General features: G+C 42.1%; 17 protein-coding genes, 1 tRNA gene and 3 pseudogenes. 17 read left to right on the top strand and 4 right to left on the bottom strand.

Translation table 11 applies throughout. The annotated features are described in order from the left end of the window. The first annotated feature begins 35 nt into the window (after nucleotides 1–35). Nucleotides 36–215 (top strand): hypothetical protein, encoded by a 180-nt coding sequence (locus tag LU276_RS02810; protein WP_284674156.1) that lies wholly within the window; start codon nucleotides 36–38, stop codon nucleotides 213–215. Here the strand turns inward: LU276_RS02810 and LU276_RS02805 are convergent. Next, nucleotides 203–751: a c-type cytochrome gene (locus tag LU276_RS02805; protein WP_284674155.1), complete on the bottom strand. Its 549-nt coding sequence runs from the start codon at nucleotides 749–751 to the stop codon at nucleotides 203–205. The genes LU276_RS02810 and LU276_RS02805 overlap by 13 nt on opposite strands. 273 nt (nucleotides 752–1,024) lie before the next feature. Between LU276_RS02805 and LU276_RS02800 the strand changes: the two genes are divergently transcribed. From LU276_RS02800 to LU276_RS02760, 9 genes and pseudogenes are all read left to right on the top strand, one after another. Further along, nucleotides 1,025–1,101: transfer RNA gene (locus LU276_RS02800), tRNA-Arg, on the top strand. A 160-nt stretch (nucleotides 1,102–1,261) separates the two neighbouring features. Further along, nucleotides 1,262–1,642 carry an Arm DNA-binding domain-containing protein gene (locus LU276_RS02795; protein WP_284674154.1) on the top strand — a complete coding sequence of 127 codons (381 nt, stop codon included), beginning with the start codon at nucleotides 1,262–1,264 and terminating at the stop codon, nucleotides 1,640–1,642. 372 nt (nucleotides 1,643–2,014) lie between these two features. Next, nucleotides 2,015–2,590, top strand: a complete 576-nt coding sequence (locus tag LU276_RS02790) for a tyrosine-type recombinase/integrase (RefSeq protein WP_284674153.1) — start codon at nucleotides 2,015–2,017, stop codon at nucleotides 2,588–2,590. Between the two features lie 819 nt (nucleotides 2,591–3,409). Continuing rightward, entirely contained in the window at nucleotides 3,410–4,498 is a 1,089-nt protein-coding gene (gene fic, locus LU276_RS02785; protein ID WP_284674152.1) for a protein adenylyltransferase Fic, read from the top strand. Nucleotides 4,499–4,603: 105 nt separating this feature from the next. Continuing rightward, the gene (locus LU276_RS02780; protein WP_284674151.1) at nucleotides 4,604–5,509 is read left to right on the top strand and encodes a hypothetical protein; all 906 of its coding nucleotides are present in this window, start codon (nucleotides 4,604–4,606) and stop codon (nucleotides 5,507–5,509) included. Beyond that, nucleotides 5,500–5,847, top strand: a pseudogene (locus LU276_RS02775) (aminotransferase class I/II-fold pyridoxal phosphate-dependent enzyme); the annotation flags it as partial. The gene LU276_RS02780 and the pseudogene LU276_RS02775, both read left to right, overlap by 10 nt. A gap of 211 nt (nucleotides 5,848–6,058) precedes the next feature. Next, nucleotides 6,059–7,879, top strand: a complete 1,821-nt coding sequence (locus LU276_RS02770; RefSeq protein ID WP_284674149.1) for a transferrin-binding protein-like solute binding protein — start codon at nucleotides 6,059–6,061, stop codon at nucleotides 7,877–7,879. Nucleotides 7,880–8,005: 126 nt separating this feature from the next. Further along, nucleotides 8,006–10,828 (top strand): lactoferrin/transferrin family TonB-dependent receptor, encoded by a 2,823-nt coding sequence (locus tag LU276_RS02765; protein ID WP_284674148.1) that lies wholly within the window; start codon nucleotides 8,006–8,008, stop codon nucleotides 10,826–10,828. A gap of 284 nt (nucleotides 10,829–11,112) precedes the next feature. Beyond that, complete coding sequence (locus LU276_RS02760; RefSeq protein ID WP_284674147.1) at nucleotides 11,113–11,829, top strand: tetratricopeptide repeat protein; 717 nt, start codon at nucleotides 11,113–11,115, stop codon at nucleotides 11,827–11,829. Nucleotides 11,830–11,986: 157 nt separating this feature from the next. Here the strand turns inward: LU276_RS02760 and LU276_RS02755 are convergent, their stop codons facing one another. Beyond that, nucleotides 11,987–13,210: a phage tail tape measure protein gene (locus LU276_RS02755; RefSeq protein ID WP_284674146.1), complete on the bottom strand. Its 1,224-nt coding sequence runs from the start codon at nucleotides 13,208–13,210 to the stop codon at nucleotides 11,987–11,989. Between the two features lie 671 nt (nucleotides 13,211–13,881). Between LU276_RS02755 and LU276_RS02750 the strand changes: the two genes are divergently transcribed. The 4 genes and pseudogenes from LU276_RS02750 to LU276_RS10055 form a co-directional block, all read left to right on the top strand. Further along, nucleotides 13,882–14,178: a helix-turn-helix domain-containing protein gene (locus LU276_RS02750; protein ID WP_284673629.1), complete on the top strand. Its 297-nt coding sequence runs from the start codon at nucleotides 13,882–13,884 to the stop codon at nucleotides 14,176–14,178. 57 nt (nucleotides 14,179–14,235) lie between these two features. Further along, a complete protein-coding gene (locus LU276_RS02745; RefSeq protein WP_284673630.1) occupies nucleotides 14,236–14,427 on the top strand; it encodes a hypothetical protein in 192 nt (63 codons plus the stop codon). A gap of 5 nt (nucleotides 14,428–14,432) precedes the next feature. Then, complete coding sequence (locus tag LU276_RS10085; protein WP_284673631.1) at nucleotides 14,433–14,822, top strand: IS3 family transposase; 390 nt, start codon at nucleotides 14,433–14,435, stop codon at nucleotides 14,820–14,822. Nucleotides 14,823–14,825: 3 nt separating this feature from the next. Next, nucleotides 14,826–15,364: pseudogene (locus tag LU276_RS10055) on the top strand (IS3 family transposase); the annotation flags it as partial. A gap of 75 nt (nucleotides 15,365–15,439) precedes the next feature. On the opposite strand, the gene guaB reads toward LU276_RS10055, so the two are convergent. After that, nucleotides 15,440–16,912: an IMP dehydrogenase gene (gene guaB / locus LU276_RS02730; RefSeq protein WP_284674145.1), complete on the bottom strand. Its 1,473-nt coding sequence runs from the start codon at nucleotides 16,910–16,912 to the stop codon at nucleotides 15,440–15,442. 354 nt (nucleotides 16,913–17,266) lie between these two features. Between guaB and LU276_RS02725 the strand changes: the two genes are divergently transcribed. Continuing rightward, nucleotides 17,267–18,076 carry a DsbC family protein gene (locus LU276_RS02725; RefSeq protein WP_284674144.1) on the top strand — a complete coding sequence of 270 codons (810 nt, stop codon included), beginning with the start codon at nucleotides 17,267–17,269 and terminating at the stop codon, nucleotides 18,074–18,076. A gap of 156 nt (nucleotides 18,077–18,232) precedes the next feature. Continuing rightward, on the top strand, nucleotides 18,233–19,537 hold the full coding sequence (locus tag LU276_RS02720) for a homoserine dehydrogenase (RefSeq protein ID WP_284674143.1): 1,305 nt from the start codon (nucleotides 18,233–18,235) through the stop codon (nucleotides 19,535–19,537). A 157-nt stretch (nucleotides 19,538–19,694) separates the two neighbouring features. Here the strand turns inward: LU276_RS02720 and cysS are convergent, their stop codons facing one another. Beyond that, nucleotides 19,695–21,128: a cysteine--tRNA ligase gene (gene cysS / locus LU276_RS02715; protein WP_470365341.1), complete on the bottom strand. Its 1,434-nt coding sequence runs from the start codon at nucleotides 21,126–21,128 to the stop codon at nucleotides 19,695–19,697. A 383-nt stretch (nucleotides 21,129–21,511) separates the two neighbouring features. Between cysS and LU276_RS10050 the strand changes: the two are divergent. Next, nucleotides 21,512–21,793 (top strand): annotated as a pseudogene (locus tag LU276_RS10050) (IS1595 family transposase); the annotation flags it as partial. Between the last annotated feature and the right edge of the window lie 29 nt (nucleotides 21,794–21,822).

Below are 21,822 nucleotides of genomic sequence, written 5' to 3'. Positions count from 1 at the left end.
AAGAGTAAGTAATGTATATGGAGGCGAAAGTTGAAATGACAAATCAATTACTCATCAATCGGTTTAAAACTTTGATGAATGACGCCACCTTGCTAAATTTTGCCACCAGTTCGCCACATCGTCTTGACAATTTAGCAATAATAAAAAAACCAAATAGCCTAAGTGAGTCTGCCCACCTAAGCCATTTGGTCATAACAACAGGTTATTTAGACTGACTGATGATGTAATCTACAGCATTTTTTACTTCATCATCAGAGATGTCAGCACCACCACGAGCAGGCATGGCGTTAAAGCCATTGATGGCGTGGTCATATAAAGTCGCCGTGCCTTTAGCAATGCGAGACGCCCAATCAGAAGTACCAGTCTTTGGTGCACCCACCAAACCTGCATCATGGCAAGTTGCACAGATTGCTTTATACAGCATATCGCCAGGGCGTGCCTCACCTTCTACAGCAGGAGCAAGTACGGTGATGTTAATGTCACATTCTTCGCCATCAAAACATACTTTGCCATAAGGGGCAATGCGTGAGATGAGTTTTGGGTATAACGCAATCAGTTTTTTGACCTGCTCGCTATCCTCAGGGATAGACTCTGCTGATTTTTGAGGGTTGTCAGATGCTGCCACTTCTTGAGTTTTAGCAACTTCTTTTGTGGTTGTAGGCTGAGTAGCTTCTTGAGCTTGACTTGCCATTGTGAAAATCGCCAGCGTAGCGGCGGCAGATAACATTACAATTTTTTTCATTGTCATCATCTCATCTTAGCCTTGAGCAAAAAACTCTGGGTGTCTTGGGCTGATTCAGCGATTTGCTAGCACACGCCCAAATGATTAAAAATTCTCCCTGCTATTATAAGGGAAAAGGAAGGTAAAATGCCATGCTTTTTATGTAATATCTCAATAAATCAGCAAAAAATTAGTAATATTTTTAAAAATTTCTCGCTTTTTGTGGGAATGGGTGGCATTTTTTATAAAAACTTGCTAAAATTCGCCATGCCCAATAGGCACCGATATTCTTTTTAAGTCTTAGCACCTATAGCTCAGTTGGATAGAGTGTCAGCCTCCGAAGCTGAAGGTCGTGGGTTCGATTCCCGCTAGGTGCGCCACATAATATTCCTATAGGGTTCAAATCAGTATTTGAACCCTTTTATTTTAAAGGGTTTTATTGGTTTTATCGTCCTATACCGTCCGTATAAAACCGTTTAAATCCACGAAAAAAACTGGTATATTTACTGGTATAAAATTTAATACAGGAAATATACCAGCATGAGCCTTACAGATACCGCCATTAAAAAACTTAAACCGTCCGAAAAATGCAAACCGAACCGACCAGATAAAGATGCTGATGGTGGTGGGCTTTGGCTGTATGTGAGAAATACAGGCAATAAAGTATTTATGGCGGTTTATCGCTACATGGGCAAGCAACATGAAATCACTTTAGGCAAATATCCAGCCATGAGCCTAAGCCATGCACGAAGTGAAAATCTAAAAATCAGAGAATTACTAGAACAAGGCAAAAACCCAAAAGACATCATCAAGGCTGAAAAAGCCAAGAAAGACAATGAGACTTCTTTTGATTTTTTCGCCCAAAAATGGCTACATCATCAAAAAATAATGTTAGTATCAAAACCTATGAACGAGATTTAAGCATTTATAACAATCACATTAAAAAAGCATTTGGCACAAAGGACATTCACGCCGTTAATCTGACCGACATTTTAACACTGACAGAAAACCTAACCAATCAAGGGGCTATATACACCGCACGGCGTATCATTGGACAACTCAACAGCATTTATAGCTTTGTTGTACTCAAACAATTAACGCCAAACCTATATAACCCCATTCCAAGAAATATCAGACGCACCATCACACATAAAGAAACCAAATACGCACGAATTAAAATACAAGAATTACCCAAACTCATGCAGGACATAGACACCGCCAACATTGAGCCAATGACCCATTGGCTTTTATCTGCTGGCTTATACTTTTGTGCGAACTGGCGAACTGCTAGGCATGACATGGCAAGAAATCGGCCTAAACGCCAAAGTTTGGCGAATACCAGCCCACCGCATGAAGAAAGGTTTACCCCACATCGTCCCACTTGCCCCGCAAGTGATAGAGATACTACAGCAAATCAAATCTTTTGGCTTTAATAGCCACTATGTGCTTTATAGCAACCGAAGCAAAACGGGTGCAATGAGCGAAAACGCCTTTACAACCGCATTAAAACGCATGGGCTATCAAGGCAAGATGACTGGACACGGCTTTCGTGGGCTTGCCAGCACTTCACTTTATGAAATGCAGTACAACCCCAAAGCCATTGAATTACAACTAGCCCATATCAGCAGAGACAAAACCGAACGGGCGTACAATGATGCCCAAATGCTACCCAGACGCATTCAAATAATGAACGATTGGGCAAATATCGTTGATGAAGTCCGACAAAGCGACTTCAAAACCTACCAAAACCGCCTAACTGCTGACACCAGCACCGACCAACTTACCCTATTTTTAGAGCGACTGAATAAAAAAGCAAAAGACAGCCATACACCAGACACACAACCGCTAGAAATCCAAGCCATGCAGTAAATAGCACGCCTGCACGCCCAAAAATGATTAAAAATACAAATCAAAAGGGGGTATTTATTTTAAAGAATATATGTAATGTTATAATATAACAAAAAAAGTGTAAAAATTTGTGCCGGTACGAGCTAATTCAAACAAAAAAACCACCCAAAAAGATATATAAAAAAATAAAAAAAATAATATTTTTTTATATATTTATCCTTTTGCCGTTTGCCGTCTTTGATTTTTTTTATGCGCCGTTGGTATTTTTTGCCGTTCGTGCTTGTTCGGTGTTTTTACCAGCTTTGGCGGTGTTGATTTTTTATAGGCTTGCCACGCCTGCATTTTTTTATAGGTTATGATATAACTTTTTCATTTCCCAGCCATTCCGACCGAACCGCCCTATTTTCGCCCTAATCAGCGTTTGGCATGGTTCAGTGCTAGGGCTTGCGTGCTTGTTTTTATTATCAACATATTCACACCTTTTTAATGATGAATTTAAAAATACACCCCTAAAAGTCTGCTAAGTTTGCTAAGTTATTCAAAAAAAGCCCTGTAAGCCTTACCTCATAAGGGTTAAAAACTTTCCACCCATTTGCTAAGTTGTGCTAAGTTATTATAAATTTTACCCCAAACACCATAAAAACCAGCACAACCACGACTACACCAAACACTATCAATCCCTTTATCTATAAGGCTTTGCGGTGTTTTACTATTAAGATTGAATAACTTAGCAGGGTTATCATTTTTAAATTTTCGGGTTTTTTAAAGATGATGGGTATGTTATGTTGATGATATAAACATATCTATGCTATCATGTTTAAAACTTTGGATTTTTTAAAGATGATATTTGACCCAAACCACCCCTATAACAACTTACCACGCCTACCACCTTTGCAAGATGTGGAAACCAAAACCGTGCTAAAGCTATGCGTAACCGCTAGGGCAAGTCTTGCCAGCCTAAAACAAGCAGGCGAGCTAATCCCTAATCAAACCATGCTGATTAACGCCATTCCCCTACTAGAGGCACAATCAAGTAGCGAAATTGAAAATATCGTAACCACGACTGATAAGCTCTTTCAATACGCCCATGATGACAATGTGGCAGACCACGCCACCAAAGAAGCCTTGCGATACCGCACTGCCTTTTATGATGGCATACAAGCGATTAAAGAGCGACCATTAACCGCAAACACCGCCTTAACCATTTGCCAAACCATCAAAAATTCACAGTTAGGCATACGCACCCATAAAGGCACGGTATTACAAAACAGCGTAGGCAAAGTGATTTATACACCGCCAGACGACCCAAACGCCATCAAAGCACTATTGACGGACTGGGAAAATTTCTTACATGCTGATGATGATTTAGACCCATTAGTTAAGATGGCGATTGCTCATTATCAATTTGAGGCAATACACCCATTTTTTGACGGTAACGGACGCACAGGGCGGATTATCAATATTTTATATTTGATTGATAAAGGCTTGCTTGATTTGCCTATTTTGTATCTTAGCCGTTATATCATTCAAAACAAGGCAGGTTATTATCATGGCTTGATGGGCGTAACTGCCGATGGTAACTGGCAAGATTGGCTAGTGTATATGCTAACTGCCATTAAGGAAACAAGCGATTGGACAACTAAAAAGATTTTGGCAATCAAAGAGCTACACCAAAACACCGCTAATTTTATCAAAGACAACGCCCCCAAGATTTATAGCCGTGAATTGGTTGATGTGATTTTTGAAATGCCGTATTGTCGGATTAACAATTTGGTTGATAAAGGCATTGCCAAACGCCAAACCGCCAGCACCTACTTAGCCAAATTGTGTGAAATAGGCGTATTAAACGAAGTGCAGGCGGGCAAAGAAAAGCTATTTATCAACCCAAAACTAATGCAGCTACTGCAGAGTAACGACAATCATTTTTAACCCTTTTGCAAGGCTAGGAGTAATTAACCGAACGGCGGTTATTTTTCATACCTTAGACCGCCACCGCCTTGCACCTTTATTTTTTAAGGTATGGTAAGGTATGAAATGGGGTTGTTAGACATTACATTAAATCCCTTAAAAGATTATATCAGCTTACCCGACTTGCTGTTATTGATTGGCGAAAATACACAAAACCCCTTGTATGATATTTGCCTTTATTTGCAGTCGGTAAAGTTTGGCGAAGCAGTAACCCCCTACAAAATCAATCAAGATTTTGCATTGTACGAGTGCAAAGACTTTATCAAAAACATGGACGGCTTGAATGCTGTTTCAAGTATTATTGATGACATTGCCAATAATCTGAAACAAGATGAAAGTGATAGAAAATTGGTTGTTCAAAGTTTGATGGGACTAAATGAGATTTGTGGTTGGCAAGAACACATTAAACGCTACTTTTATCAGGAATGGCAAAAAGAATACTATTTCAAGCGACAAGATTTATTGGCATTTGAACCACTTGCAGAATGCCTAGAGCCGAATTTTGCCATGCAGGAGGAGTACAGGGAAATCGCACGGCTAAGAAAGCAATTACAGCAGGTATTAGATGGGCGTTATTTATCCAGCCTTATATCACAAAATGACCGCCTAAAAAAAGAAAACGAGACGCTACAAGCCAAACTACAACCCAACATCAACAGATATGGCACACTTAGCGAACAACTAGAACAACAAGCCCAAACCGAGACCATTAGCAAACTGCAAAACCGCATAGCAGAGCTTGAAAGTCAGCTTGCTAGTCAGTCAGAGAATGGTACGCCTGCTATTGTGGAGCTACCACACACCAACGCCGCATTAGCTGCCCTGTTTGATGCAATGAATACCCATTGGCAAAACCCCAAACAGCCACCAAAACAAGCATTTATTAAAAATTGGATATTGGATAATTATCCCAGCCTTGACCCCAGTAAGGCGTTATGGATTGATAAAATCATACGCCATCAAGACGTCTAAATGAAAATGATGTGGTGCTACTGCACCCATGTTGCCACAACCCAACAGGTGTGGATCTGACCAATGAGCAGTGGGATACTGTACTCGACATCATCAAAGATAAAAAACTCATTGCCTTTATGGATATTGCCCATCAGGGCTTTGATGATGGCATGGATGCAGATGCTTATGCCATTCGTCGTGCTGTTGAGATGGATTTGCCGATTTTTGTATCAAATTCATTCTCAAAAAACCTTTCTCTCTACGGTGAGCGTGTTGGCGGTTTGTCGGTGGTTGCACCGTCCGCAGATGAAGCCGAGCGAGTGCTTGGTCAGTTAAAATTTACGGTACGCCGCATCAGGGCGAAATTTTATCATATCGCTTGAGATGAAGTACTGATAAGGGATTGGATAATTTACTGATTGGTCATTTATCCTTTACTATCAACTCAAAGAAATAAAATAATATTTCTTTTATATTGACATCATATTAGATGTTATTTATAATTATCAATATTTCTCAAATGATACTGATTTTTATTTTAATATTGCAAATCATTATGGATATTGTATGAAATTTTACACAAAAAAACCACTTGCCATTATCGTTGGTGGCTTATTATTGACTGCTTGTGCTGGCGGAAAAGGCAGCTTTGACCTAGATAATGTCAGTAGTTTAAACACGCAAGGAGCCAGCCAGAACACTGGCAAATCCAATACTCCCAAAGAACCGACTTATCAAGATGAAAAAGGTGAAAGACGCACATTGGATATAAGTAGTGAGGAGCCAGCACTCGGCTTTATCAGCGAAATACCCAGACGAGGCAACAGAACAGATGGTGTTCAAATCGGTGAAGTCCAAGCCATCAGTCATACGCTTGAGGATTTGCCCAAATATTATGAAGACATCTTAAACAAGCAACCTAGGGCAAGTGGTGAGGTTGTCTATTCTCATGACAAAGGGACATTATCACGCACTCGTGATATGCAATATGTACGCTCAGGTTATATCATTGATGCTGAGGCGGGGGTGAGCTTTGTAACAGAAGCAGATGGCAAGCGTCAGATGTATTCAGGCTCTCGTGGTTATGTATTTTATCAAGGCGTCATACCATCCACCATCTTACCAACCCAAAAGGTCATCTATACTGGCACATGGGACTTTACTTCAGATACTGATAAAACTCGCACCCAGCCCCCAAGTGGCTTTACACGGGATAATCAGTCATCACCTGCCAATATGTCAGGTGCAACACCGCTTGATGCTTATGTCAATAACAACATCAAAAATGCCAAGATTGCTCATGGAAGTCGCTTTGAGGTAGACTTTACAAATAAGACGCTCACAGGCGATTTATACAGTCATGGCTATGTCGCTACCGAAAGCAAAGCAGGAGAGCAGGTAGATGCCCACCGCTATCATATAGACGGCAAATTAAGTGGCAATCGTTTTGTGGGCACTGCCATTGCTCAAGATAAAACTCATGGTATTTTTGGTAAAGATGGTGTGATGGAGGGTGGATTTTTTGGAGAAAAAGCCGAAGAAATGGCAGGTAAATTTTTGGCAGAGGATAAGTCGCTGTTTGGGGTGTTTGGGGCAAAGCGTGAAGCGTTGGACGATGCCAAACTACAAACCCGATTTGATGCGACAGTGATTGACAGCGACACTGTACAAAAATCCAGGATGGATACTTTTGGTCAAGTCAGTCATCTTGTGATTAACGGCAAGCGTCTGCCACTCTTACCAGATAATGTTAAGAGCTTTGCTGACATGGATTTTGTTCATACAAGGCAAGTGGAGCATGACGGCAAAAAGCTGTCAGTAACGGTCTGCTGTAATAACCTAGACTATGTCAAATTCGGTTCTTATGGTGCAATCAATGATGATAATGGTGTCATCACCATTAAAGATGGCAAGCTATTTTTGGTAGGTGAGCGTACTGATATTGACAAAATTCCCCAAGCAGGAAAAGCACACTATCGGGGTACTTGGGAGGGCGATATCGTCAGTAAAGATGGTCGCAAATGGTCGGTGTCTGCTTCAGGTGAGCCATCGGGTGCTCGTAGCCGATTTGATGTAGATTTTGGCACAAAGGAATTTTTGGGTAAACTTATCGGCGATAATGGTGTGGAGGAATTGCCAATCCTAAACTTAAACGGGGTCATTAGTGCTAATGGATTTAGTGGTAAAGCCACAACTCGTGAGGGTGGCTTTAATCTTGACCCAAGTAGTACGGGTGCCTCTGCCATTGCCCATATCAATGCTGATTTTCATGGAGGGTTTTATGGTGCTGATGCCAGCGAGCTTGGCGGAGTTATACACCATGATAAGGCAGGCGAGGATAAAATCGGTGTAGTCTTTGGGGCTAAGCGCCAAACCCAAACACCCTAATCCAAGATGATTTGTTTAGCCCAAATCAAGCAAAAAGACAGGTAAGACAAATCCCAAATTTTAAGCAAAAAGTCGCCGTCTGGGCGTCTTAGGGTGGCTTTTTGTCAAGTTTATGGAAAAATCACGATGAATCATAATGAGTTAAAAGTAAGATACCGCCTGCTATTTTTAGCGGTCAGTATGGCGATGTGTGGTACGCCCGCCTTTGCTGATGAAAACGATGACCCAAGTGTTGAGCTTGAGGCACTAAATGCGGTAATTAAGCGTCAAGCAACCCGTAAAACCAACGAAATTACAGGGCTTGGCAAAGTCGTCAAACGCACTGAAGACATCAATAAAGAGATGGTTCTTGGCATTCGTGATTTGACACGCTATGACCCAGGTATCAGCGTGGTTGAGCAAGGGCGAGGAGCAACCTCAGGTTATGCCATGCGTGGCGTGGATAAAAATCGTGTTGCCATCGTGGTTGATGGTTTGTCTCAAGCCCAATCCTATCGCTCAATCCAAACACAGGCTGGCTCTGGGGCAATCAATGAGGTGGAATACGAGAACATCAAAAGTATTGAGCTTAGCAAAGGCTCAAGCTCAGCAGAGTATGGCAGTGGTGCATTGGGCGGTGCAGTGGGGCTGACCACCAAAGATTCATCTGATGTCATCAAGGAAGGTCAGAGTTGGGGATTGGACACTAAAACTGCCTACAGCAGTAAAAACGACCAATGGATACAGTCAGTGGCTGGGGCATTTAAGATGGGCAAATTTGATAACCTGCTTATCTATACCCACAAAGAGGGTAAAGAGATCAAAGGTCATAAAGCCATTGATGAGTATTTACACAGCTATCAGCCACTAGAAGGCTACTTTGATCGTTATGACTTGCGTAAGCCTGACACTTATGGCAGAAGTTATTATTTAGTCAAAGATGATTGTCCAACACTGGACTGCACACCTTTGCCATTTGCCAGTATTAACAGCGATGTCTTGCCCATTCGTACCTCGCCTGCCTTAAGCAGTAAAGAGCAGGAACAGGCAGACAAAATCCGCTATCCAACACGCACCGCCAGCACCAAAGACTATACAGGCATCGACAGAGTGCACGCCAATCCGATGGATTATAAAAGCCAATCCATTTTCTATAAGGCAGGTTATGATGTGAGTGATGTCCATCGTTTGGGCATGGTCATAGAGCATACCAAACAGCACTATAATATTCAGGACATGACCCTACCTGCTTATTACACCAAAGCAGACATCCCTAAAGGCGTAGATTTAACTCAAGGCAGTATCAATGCTGAGACGGGTCTTGCGGTGGGCAATTCTGGTATCGTTGATGTGGCGGACAATCCACTGTCAGGACTTGTATTTAATAAAGGAGAAAGTGGTAGATATGGTGCTAGATACAGTCGCACTCGATTTTTTGATGAAGAACACCAAAAAAAGCGCTTTGGTGTGTCGTACGAATTTAAGAGTCCCTCTCAAACAGGACTGATTGATAAAGCATTGCTTAGTCTAGACCATCAAACCATCGGCGTGGATAGCACGGTGTATTTACAGCGTTGCAGTGATTATCCCAATATGAGTCGCTGTCAGGCAAGTGTGGATAAGCCATGGTCATGGTCTGGACGTGAATTTAATCAATACGAAGAAAAACTCAAATTAGCTCAGCTTAATTTACAAAAGAACTTTGAACTTGGCAAATCCAAACACCGCTTTCAGACACTGATTGGGATAGGCGATGTCAAATCCACACTAGAGCGTGGTGCTCTGGCATACAGCTATGCATCTGGCGGTTATAATAATGAATATAAGCAGGGTCATAATGGCAGTTATGACAAACCTCGCATTTATAAACGAGTGCCTGTAACCTTACAATCAGCCATTACTTGCAACAACGAAAGTACTGACAATAATAACTGTGAACCAAGAATCATCACAGGCAAGCACAGTTTTATGGCACTAAGAGACCACATTGCACTGGGTGATAAGGTGGATTTGGGGCTTGGGGTGCGTTATGATAATCACCGCTTTAGTACTGATGATGACTGGACGGCGGTGGATAATTATAAAAATTGGTCATACAATGCAGGGTTTACAGTACACCCCAAAGACTATTTGGCACTGTCTTATCGTTATTCTAACGGCTTTAGAGTGCCTGCCTTTTATGAGATGTATGGCATTCGGGTGGGTGCATCAGGCAAAGATAATGACATTGCTGACAAAGATTATAAAAATCGCATCGCCCCACGTCCAGAAAAATCCACCAACCATGAGTTTGGTGTTGGCTTACAAGGGCGATTTGGTACGATTGAGACGAGCTATTTTCGCAATCACTACAAAGACCTTATCGCCAAAGGCAACAGACGAGGTCAGTACACCTTGAGCGATTATTATAATATCCAAAACATCACTTTAGAGGGCATCAATGTTTTGGGTAAAATAGACTGGTATGGAGTCTATGACAAACTGCCAGACGGCCTGTATTCTAATCTGGCGTATAATCGTGTCAAGGTCAAAGACCGACATATCTACGATGGCTATACCATGACCACTGACCCGATTTTAGATGCCATTCAGCCATCTCGTGTGGTCGCAGGTATCGGCTATGATGCACCCAGTGGCAAATGGGGATTTAATCACAGCTTGACCTATTCTAAAGCCAAAAATCCTGATGAATTAACCGGCAGTGCCTACTATGGTCATGAGATTGCCATCGCTGTACCCAGTAAGCGTAGCCGCAGTTGGTACACACACGATTTAACTGGCTATTATATGCCTCATGACAACATCACACTAAGAGCAGGCGTGTATAATCTGATGAACTATAAATACAGTACTTGGGAGAGTGTGCGTCAATCATCCATCAATGCTGTCAATCAAGATGTCGGTACAAGTCATGCTCGCTACGCTGCCCCAGGGCGAAATTATACGCTGGCGTTGGAGATGAAGTTTTAGGTGTCGTTAGAATGTAGGCTTAATCCATCACATGATTGGGTTGAGCCTTATTTTTTGGCGATTTGACAGAGTTATGAGAAATTACCATGTATCAATGTATTATAAAAAATATGTCCGTGTCGCTGCTCATTGGTGCTGTGCTTTTGCCATTCATGCAGGCTCATGCCAATCGGATCGATGAACAAAGCTAAGATGACAGACGATTGTAATCTGTTGATCAGCCTTTTAAAATCCCTGAGCCTACCAAAACGCAATTACCCATCGATATCAAGCAGACAGAGACAATGACGGTGGATGATGAGATGCTGTTGGCACAGCCAGAGCTGTTAGCAAGGGCAATGTTATCGGCATTGGTGTATCATCAGAGTGATGGTGTAGAGATCTTATTGCCCATTTATGAGGCACAGCCACAAGCATTGATAGAGACACCGATGGTTACTTGGGCGAAAGCGACCATTGCCACGAAGCATCAAGATCACCGCACCGCTATTACCTTATATCAAAATCTGGTTAAAGATTATCCAGATAATCAGCTGTTTAAAGCACACCTAGCCCAAAGCCTAATTGCCCATCGTCAATACAAGGAGGCATACACCATCATTGCAGCTGATCCTGTATTGGCTGAGCAGATGGCTCCTTATGCCAAAGCGATTGATAAGCTGACCAAGACGAATATTCATATTGGCGGTAGTGCTATTGTCGATAAAAATACCAACAAGCCAGCCCCAAGCAACACTTGCCCCTGTTGTTATCGCTGTCCAAGCGTTGCCTGCCCAGGCAGTAATGCCCGTCCAAAGATTACCAAACCAAGCGGTAAAGCCGCTCCAAATACCAACCAGCCATTGCCAAGCGGCACTTGCCGCCTGTGTGATGCTCGTCCAGAATGCCACAAGCATTGGCTTAATAGTATCCCAATTCTTGTAAATCAGATACGCCACACCAGCGATTGCCATCGCTACCAAAAGAATGGGGTTAGCCATCATCATGCGACCTACTATTAAAGCCACTCGTCCAATCATCATAAAGGCTTGACCGACTTTTATGCCTACACTGACAAGCGATGAACCAAATAGCCTTGCAAAAGTCATGATTTTGCCCAGTACAGACACAAAGCCAGTCGCCCTTGAACGAATCAATTTAAACCCACCTGTAAACAGACTAATGGCAGTGCGGGCTTGACGAGCAGACAACCCAAACAATCTCAAAGCGGAGACAGCTCCTACCCATCTGGAAAAGACGAATGGACGCATTAACCAGCCTAAAAGCACCTATAAAACGAGCTACTACCCCATACCCAGATAAAAGACCACCAAATAACAGATTAAAACCAAATCGAACCGCCAATGAGCCTGCTTTAAAGGCAAAAAGAGCAGCCACCACCTTAAATAGCGTGGCAACAAGTTCAGGATTGGCTTTAGCAAAGTCGATAACTGTTTCAATAGCAGGCTTTAAATCATCAATCAATCCATTTAACGCAGGCAACACCACTGAGCCAATGGTAATCCCCAGAGCGGTCATATGACCTTTGAGCGTCTGCAAATTATTAGCAGTGGTTTGGGCTCGTGCTTCGTATTCTTTATTCATCGAGCCTGCGTATTGCGTACTGTCGCTAACTTTGCCTAGATTGCCTTTGAGTGTATCAAGTTGCGATAGCAAAGGGGCGATAGCCAGTAAAGACTCGCTACCAAATAACGACTCAAGGACTTGCCCCTGTTCATGCTTTTCAAGTTTTGAGATAGATTCCAATACTTTGAGCGTTGTCTCCTCAGCATTGGTCTGCATATCTTTGGCGATTTGCTCATGGTCAAGACCAAGTTTTTTCCATGCCTCCTTTTGTCCTTTGGTTGCATTCTCACCCTTACCAAGTGCCAAAAACATATTTTTGATGCCAGTAGCAGCAACTTCATCAGCCACCCCCATGCCACGAATGGTTGCACCAACAGCGGCAATCGCCCCTGCTGATGAACCAACAACCTCGCCAAACGCCCCCACTCGCTGGATAATTTCCATGATGCTTTTGGCAGCAGCAGGGGTGGTATTGCCAAGATAATTGATTTTGTCAGCAAGGGTTTCCACGCCTTTTTGGTCTAACTGGAAAGCGGAGCGAAGTTCCGCCATTGATTGACCTGCTTGCTGGGCGGAAATGTCAAACGCCACGCCCATTTTGACTGCACTGTCAGCAAATTGCATTAACTGCTCTTTGGCAATGCCTGATTGACCACCCAATGCCACAATGTTGGCAATGTCGGTGGCAGACATTGGGCGAATGGTAGATAGGTGTAGAATTTCGTCAGACAGTTCTTGAAATTGCTTTTTGGCAATGATAGGGTGTATTTTTAATTCATCATTAAAAAGGTGTGAATATGTTGATAATAAAAACAAGCACGCAAACACCAGCCCCACCGCCTAGATATAGCCATCAACAAAGATAAGCACCAGCACCGACCGAACCGACCGCCCCAGCACCGAACAGCAGGCGTGAACCGTGCGACCGTGCTGGCTGGTATGTGATGGGGTAGGTTTAAAGTGAAAAACCCTTGTCTTTAAAGACCGCCACCCTAATACTTTTTCCGTGTGGGCAAAATTCCATAGGGGGTATATCCACCACCAACACCAGTCGGGGGGCGTGCAAAAAATACCAAACACCACACCAGCGGACACCACGCCCCTATTCGTGTATAAAAAAATTCTGTTTTGAAAAAAACTTCCGAAAAGATGGAGAAAGTGGGGGCTATAATAAAGTTACATAAAGTTACATAAAACCGCCCTGCTTTTCGCCAATTTTCGCACACCTGCATGACATGGCAATAATAGGGCAAAATAGCAAAAAACAGGGGTTATTTTGAAAAAAACTGGTATATTTACTGGTATAACTGAAATTTAATATAAAATAATTATTTAAATATCAATAATTTATGTGTTTTATGTGATGCCCGCTAGGTGCGCCATTTATTATTATAAAGTCAGTTGTATCTGCTTTATTAATAAAAAAATCACCCAACGATGAACCGCACCCCAAAAGTTAGACACTCTAACCTTTGGGGTGCTTTTCTATGGCAAAATACACAACCAACTTTAAGTTGTCTGCAATAGCATATTATCAGGGCAGACACAGCTACAAACAAACTGATAAACAGTTTAACCTACCCACAGACAGCATTGTTAAACAATGGGTCAAACTCTACCAAGCATATGGCATTGATGGTATTAAAAGACGCAATACCAAAGCTGTCTATGATACAGATTTTAAACACAACGCTGTTTTAGAAATGATGGCTGGTAAACCCTCTCATCAATTGGCAATAGAGCTTAACATTAGCAATCACGCACTTTTACTCAATTGGTTTTAGTCTTATCAGTCCTTTGGTATAATGGGGATTACCCCAAAACCCAAAGGCAGAAAAATAATGTCTAATTCAAGCCACAGCACCAACAAAAACCAAGTAAGCAAACCAAAATCCCATTGGCAAACCAAACCAGACAATGAAAAAAGCGTTGATGACTTATTAGCTGAACTGGCTTACCTTAGAGCAGAAAACGACTACCTAAAAAAGCTAGATGCCTTAATTCGTCAGAAACAACAAACAAAGAACAAATAACCATCGTGCAAGAATTAAGGCATAAGCATGCCCTAAACACCTTACTTGGTATTGCTAACTTGCCAAGAAGTGTGTTTTATTACCACATTCATCAAAACAAAAAGCCTGACAAAGATTTATCCTTAAAAGAGTACATCAAGCACATCTACGATACCCATAAAGGCAGATATGGCTATCGTAGGATTTGTGCAGAACTGAACAACCAACTTGCCAGTCAAGGTATTGTCATCAACCACAAAAAGGTACAACGCTTAATGCAAGTCATGGGTTTAAAAGCTAAAATCAGACAAAAAAGACACAAACCTTATTCATCTTATCAAGGTGAACAACAAGGCAAGATAAAAGACAATGTGCTACAAAGAGACTTTCAAGCCACAAAGCCTAATCAAAAGTAGGCAACCGACATCACAGAGTTGAAGGTTGAAGTTGCATCAAGCAGAGGTGATGATAATGCCAATAGCAGTGGTAAAAGTAACAACAAAACTTACCACAAACTCTACCTATCCCCCGTTATAGACTTGTTTAATGGGGAGATCATCAGCTACACCATCAAAGAACGACCCACTTATGAGTTGGTACAAGAGATGATAAGTAACGCACTTTGTAGGCTTGGTAAAGATGATAAACTTATTATCCATTCTGATAGAGGTTGGCATTATCAGATGTTTGATTATCAACAAACCTTAAAGAACAATGGTATCATCCAAAGTATGTCAAGAAAAGGCAACTGTCTTGATAACGCAGGGATAGAAAGTTTTTTTTTGGCACACTAAAACAGGAAGTCTTTTATGAACAAACTAAGTTTACAAGTCTTGATGAACTTAAAATCACCATTGATGAGTACATACACCACTACAATCATGATAGAATAAAGAGCAAGCTAAAAGGACTAAGTCCTGTAAAGTACAAAAACTTAGTCCTTAGCGAAACCACTTAGTTTTATCAACCTAGCCTTTAATCCTGTGTTTAAGATTTGGGGGTTGGTTCAAAAATGGGGTGTTTTTTTGTTGGGTTAGTTTTGGCGATAGTTTGGTGCTTCTTTGGTAATCTGCACATCATGGACATGAGATTCTTTCATGCCTGCTGATGTTACCTTTACAAAAGTCGTATTCTTACGCATCTCTTCAATGGTGCGACAGCCTGTGTATCCCATTGATGATCTCAAACCGCCAGTCAGCTGATTGATGATGCCTGTTACAGGACCTTTATAAGGCACACGACCCTCAATCCCCTCTGGAACAAGTTTATCCACACCTTCTTTGGCATCTTGGAAGTAGCGGTCAGATGAGCCATTTTGCCCACTCATTGCCCCTAGCGAACCCATGCCACGATATGCTTTGTAGTAGCGACCTTGGAATAATTCTACCTCACCTGGAGCTTCTTCTGTACCCGCCAAAAGACTGCCCACCATGATGCACGACGCCCCTGCAGCTATCGCTTTTGCCATATCGCCAGAGAAGCGGATACCACCATCAGCGATGAGCGGAATGCGATCTTGCAGTGCTGTTGCAACATTATCAATGGCACTAATCTGTGGCACGCCAATACCTGCAATGATACGAGTGGTACAGATAGAACCTGGACCAATCCCAACTTTAACAGCATTTGCCCCCGCATCCATGAGTGCCAATGCCGCATCACCTGTGGCAATATTGCCACCGATTACCTGAATATTTGGATAATTCTTTTTAATCCACGCCACACGATCAATTACGCCTTTTGAATGCCCATGTGCAGTATCTACGATAATCACATCGACATTTGCCGCAACCAGTGCTTCAACACGAGCTTCTGTATCCAAACCTGTGCCGACAGCCGCACCCACACGCAGACGACCTTTTTCGTCTTTGCAGGCATTTGGGTTATTTTCAGCTTTAGTAAAGTCATTGACTGTAATCAAGCCTTTTAGTCTAAAATCATCATCAATCACCACCACTTTTTCAATGCGGTGCTCATGTAGCAGTGCCTTAATAGTCTCTTGTGGCGTACCCTCTTTGACCGTAACCAACTTTTCTTTTGGAGTCATGACATTCGCCACAGGCTGTGCCAAATTGGTCTCAAAGCGTAAATCACGATGAGTAACGATACCTACAACCTTATCTGTGCCACGCTCAACCACAGGAACGCCACTGATTTTATGCTCACGAGTAATACGAAGTAGCTCACCTACGGTTACCTCCGGATAAACCGTTACAGGATCAGCAACCGTACCTGCCTCAAATTTTTTGACATGGCGAACACGACTGGCTTGATGCTCAATGCTCATGTTCTTATGTATGATACCTAGTCCACCAAGCTGTGCCATTGCAATCGCCATCTTAGATTCTGTTACAGTATCCATGGCAGCAGAGATGATTGGCAGATTAAGGTTAATATCGGTGGTTAAGCGAGTGGTTAGGGTGGTTTCTTTAGGTAGGACTTCTGAATAGGAAGGCAATAGTAGCACATCATCAAAAGTGAGTGCATCGTAGGCAATGCGTAGCATAGGTTATTTCCTTTAGAGCTTACCTGCTTGTAATGACAGAAGAACTAAACAGTCATCAAAAGGCAGATTATGCAGGTTGTAAAATAACGATGTATTCTATCAAAAATTACGACAACAAAGCAAATGATTTTTGATATTTTTAACATATATCCAACACATCTTTAGCAAAAATCCCTAACATACCACTGGTATTTATAGAAAAATTTTGGCATAATTAATAAATTTTAACTACAATACACACCGCATTACTATTAATTTTTATGAATCAGTAGCCATAAAGATTATTAAGTAATCCCAGCCAATCACCGATAATCCCTGAAACTTTTTACCACAACCTTAATGGAAAATAACACAATGATAAAGCTGCGTACCATCATCACCACATCATCTTTATCTTTAGCACTTGTTTTGAGTGCATGTAGCGAAAATTCTAACGCTCAGGTCTCAACAACAAGCACCAGTCAATCAGCCAATAAACAAACCACACCGCAAGGCAACTCCAATGACCCATTGGTGTCGGCATTGCAAGCAAATTTAAAAAAATCAGGCGTTGAGCTGACCGTAAAGTCTGCCACACCCACTTCAATGGACGGTATCTATTGGGTAAGTTTTGATGAAGCACCGCCCATGTTTTCAGATGCCAAAGGCGAACATCTAATCCAAGGGCAAATTGCCAATATTGGTGGCGAAAGACCAGTTGACATTACTGCCGCCCTTCAGTCCACACTCACCAAAGAAAAACTCACCAAAGTAGATCCGACTGAGATGATCACCTTCCCTGCCACAAATGAGACCAAAGCGGCCATTTATGTTTTTTTTGATCCAACTTGCCATTATTGTCAAAAGCTACACAGCGAAATTGACGACATTAACGCCCAAGGTATCGAGGTGCGTTATTTGGCTTGGCCTAGAAACGATAGATTTATCGAACTCACCGAGGCCATCTGGTGTAGTAACAATCGTCAAGACGCTTTAACACGAGCTAAAGAAGGCGAAAATATCACCGCACCTGCCTGCGACAACCCTGTCAGAAGTCATATAGAGCTTGGTCATCAAATCGGTGTTAGCGGTACGCCTGCCGTCTTTACCGAATCAGGGCGACAAATTGGTGGTTATTTACCCGCTAAAGAGCTTGCCAAACTTGCGATTGAATATAAAGATTGATGGAGAAATACTTAGTGATTTAGGAGACTTGCTAAAACACAAGAGAACACAAAACAGAAGATAAAAAATTTTGTGAAGTATCTAGCAACTTTGTCAAAGTTATGATAAGTTAAGCACCCATCTTTTATTAAAATAGACAGAATCTGAGAGCGTCTTGTGAACAAAACCATTAATCTTGCCATATTAGGCTTAGGTACTGTCGGTACTGGCGTGGTCAATCTACTAAAAGACAATACCGATGAGTTGGCTCGTCGCAGTGGTCATGTCATCAATATCACCCATGTTGGCACACGCCGCCACCGTGATGATATTGACCCTAGCATTCAACAGAATGCTGACCTGATGACCATTGCCCAAGCTGATGATGTGGACATCGTCATTGAGGTCATCGGTGGTACTGATATCGCCAAAGATGTCATCATGCACGCCATTCGCCATAAAAAACATGTTGTTACCGCCAATAAGGCTCTACTGGCAAAATATGGCAACGAAATTTTTGCACTTGCTGATGAATATGGCGTACAAGTGCGTTATGAAGCAGCGGTAGCAGGTGGCATTCCGATCATCAAAATCATTCGTGAAGCCCTAGCCGCCAACAAAATAGACTGGTTGGCTGGTATCATCAATGGTACAGGCAACTTCATCATGACTGAAATGCAGACCAAGAATCGCAAATTTGGTGATGTGCTTGCCGAAGCTCAAGTGCTAGGCTATGCTGAAGCTGACCCTACTTTTGATGTTGAAGGCATTGATGCTGCCCACAAACTATCACTATTGGCATCTATTGCCTTTGGTATTCCCATTCAGTTTGACAAAGTATATTGCGAAGGCATCACCAAAGTCAGCCTACAAGATGTGGTCTATGCCAAAGAACTGGGCTACAACATTAAACATCTAGGCTTTGCCATTCGCCGTGAAAATGGCTTTGAACTGCGTGTTCACCCAACGCTAATCCCAGACACCACCCTACTTGCCAATGTGCATGGCGTAAAAAATGCAGTGATGGTTGATGCCCATCCACTGGGTCAATCGCTGTACTATGGCGATGGTGCTGGTGCTGGTGCAACCGCATCGGCAGTCATGGCAGATGTGATGGATTTGATTTATGTCATCACTGCCGCCACACCAAGCGATGTTCCCCATCTTGCGTTCGTGCCAGAAGAGCTATCAGATACTCGCATTTTATCTAGTGATGAGATGACCTGCGGTTATTATCTGCGACTGACTGTCAAAGATGAACTGGGTGTACTGGCTGACACCACTCGCATTCTAAGTGATAACGGCATTAATATTGACGCCATCTTGCAAAGAGATGCCCACAAATCAGGACTTGTGCCAATTATTATCTTGACACTACCCGTCCTAGAAAAACAAATGAACCAAGCCATTAAACAAATAGAAAAACTATCTGCCGTTACCGAACCTGTCGTTCGTATTCGCCTAGAAAGTTTAGATGAGTGATTATTGGTAAGTTATTCATGACCATCAAATGCGGTCTTGTACCATCGCATTTAAAAAAATCTGAAACAAAACTTAAAATAAAAAAAGAGCATCAATGAGTGATGCTCTTTTTTTATTTAAAAACCAACCGATATAGGCTTAGCTACATCAATATCCGTCAAACTCGTCTCCAAGTCGTCCCTGCACGGCCATCTTCAAGCTCCACGCCCTGCTCTTTTAATTGTTGGCGAATCTGGTCAGCACGAGCAAAATCCTTACTTGCCTTCGCTTCTGCTCGCTGCTTGATGAGTGCTTCAATCACATCAGCAGACAATCCATCATCATCTAGACTGGCTTGCAAAAACTTGCTGGCAGACGCAGTCAATAACCCAAGATTGCTCGCTAAGGTTTTTAATAGCAAGCCATATTGTAAGGCACTTTGTTCATCACCTGCTTTCATCGCCTTGTTAATCTCGCCTGCCACCAAGAACAGCACGCTCACTGCTTTTGGTGTATTAAAATCATCATTCATCGCCAAGATAAAATCCTTGACAAAACCTTTAGCAAAATCCTGCAAAACGATGGTATCATCAACCACAACCTTACCTACACTCTCGGCTGATTTTAGAGCATGATATAAACGACTGATGGCGGTATGACTCTCATTTAAAGCAACATCAGAGAAGTTCACCTGACTACGATAGTGGCTCGATAGGATAAAAAATCTGATGGTCTCGCCATGAAACTTAGCAAGCACCTCTTTAATGGTTGAAAAATTCCCCAAAGACTTACTCATCTTTTCGCCATCAACATTGATAAACCCTACATGTAGCCAATGGTTGGCATAGGTCTTACCTGTACAGGCTTCAGATTGAGCAATCTCATTTTCATGATGCGGAAACTGCAAATCATGCCCGCCACCATGAATATCAAAAGTCTCTCCCAAGCAAGTCCCGCTCATCGCCGAGCATTCAATATGCCAACCCGGACGACCATCACCCCACGGGCTTGCCCATGCTGGCTCGCCTAATTTGGCTTTTTTCCACAGTACAAAATCAAATGGATTGCTCTTGTCGCTTGCCACCTCAACACGGCTACCTGCTTGCATATCGTCAAGATTTCGCTTAGAGAGCTTGCCATATTCTTTAAAGCTATCCACCGCATAATACACATCTCCGCCTTTGGTGTAGGCGTGATTTTTATCCATCAGCGTACCAATAATATGTTGCATCTCGCCGATATGCTCGGTCGCTTTTGGCTCAATGCTTGGACGCAGACAGCCTAAAGCGTCAGCGTCTGCATGCATGGCAGTGATGAATCTTGTGGTAAGCTCGGCAATCGTCTCGCCATTTTCATTGGCACGATTGATGATTTTGTCATCAATATCGGTAATATTACGCACATAACAAACATCATAGCCTAATGCCAATAGATGACGATAAATCACATCAAACGCCACCATCACACGAGCATGTCCAATATGGCAATAATCATATACCGTCATGCCACAAACATACATACCCACCTTGCCTGCTTGTAACGGCACAAAAGGCTGTTTGTTTGCACTCATGGTGTTATAGATGACTAGGTCGTGCTGATGACTGGTGAACATACTCATGGCTTATCCGTATTATGACTGACTAAACGCATTATCATACCTAAAATTCCACAAAAATGCCATCATTTCGCCATAAATCTCTTAAGAGAATCACGACAAGAAAAAGACAACAATGTCCGCAGGGATAATGGATATGTTATAAAAATCAGCATTGTTAGATTGCCGGATGTCTTGATGAATGAGTGCTGATTGTGGGTTTCATGAGAAAATACAGGATTATACAAAACAACCATCTCAGATTATGCCAGAAAGCCATAAAAAAGGTATTTACATACCTATAAACAACATCAGTTGATTGAATTATTGCAGTCTTTATCCTTACCATGCTCAATGCTAAAATTAAGACCTACATTTACATTATTTGAGAAAAGGTATAACCGAATAGCATTATTGATACAGCCATTAAAAAGATATATAATACTTTAGATATCAGTAGGTTTGGTTACTTTTGGGTATTGCATTTTACAAAATTTACTGGCAATGTCAATCACATCAACGGCATAGAAAATTTTTGGAGCCAAGCGAAACGAACGCTCCGAAAATACAGCAGAATTGACCGAAAAAATCTCCCTTTATTCTTGAAGGAATATGAATTTCGGTCTAACTTTGGAACACCAAAAGAGCAGTTAAAAACACTGCGAAAATGGTGTGGGATTTAGGGCTAATCTATGTCAGTCCCAAAATGAGA

Origin of the sequence: Moraxella haemolytica (genome assembly GCF_030177935.1) — a bacterium.
In the GTDB taxonomy this organism is placed as follows: domain Bacteria; phylum Pseudomonadota; class Gammaproteobacteria; order Pseudomonadales; family Moraxellaceae; genus Moraxella; species Moraxella haemolytica.
The sequence above is the reverse complement of the archived record's forward strand: the minus strand, read 5'-3'. Positions and strand labels throughout refer to the sequence as shown.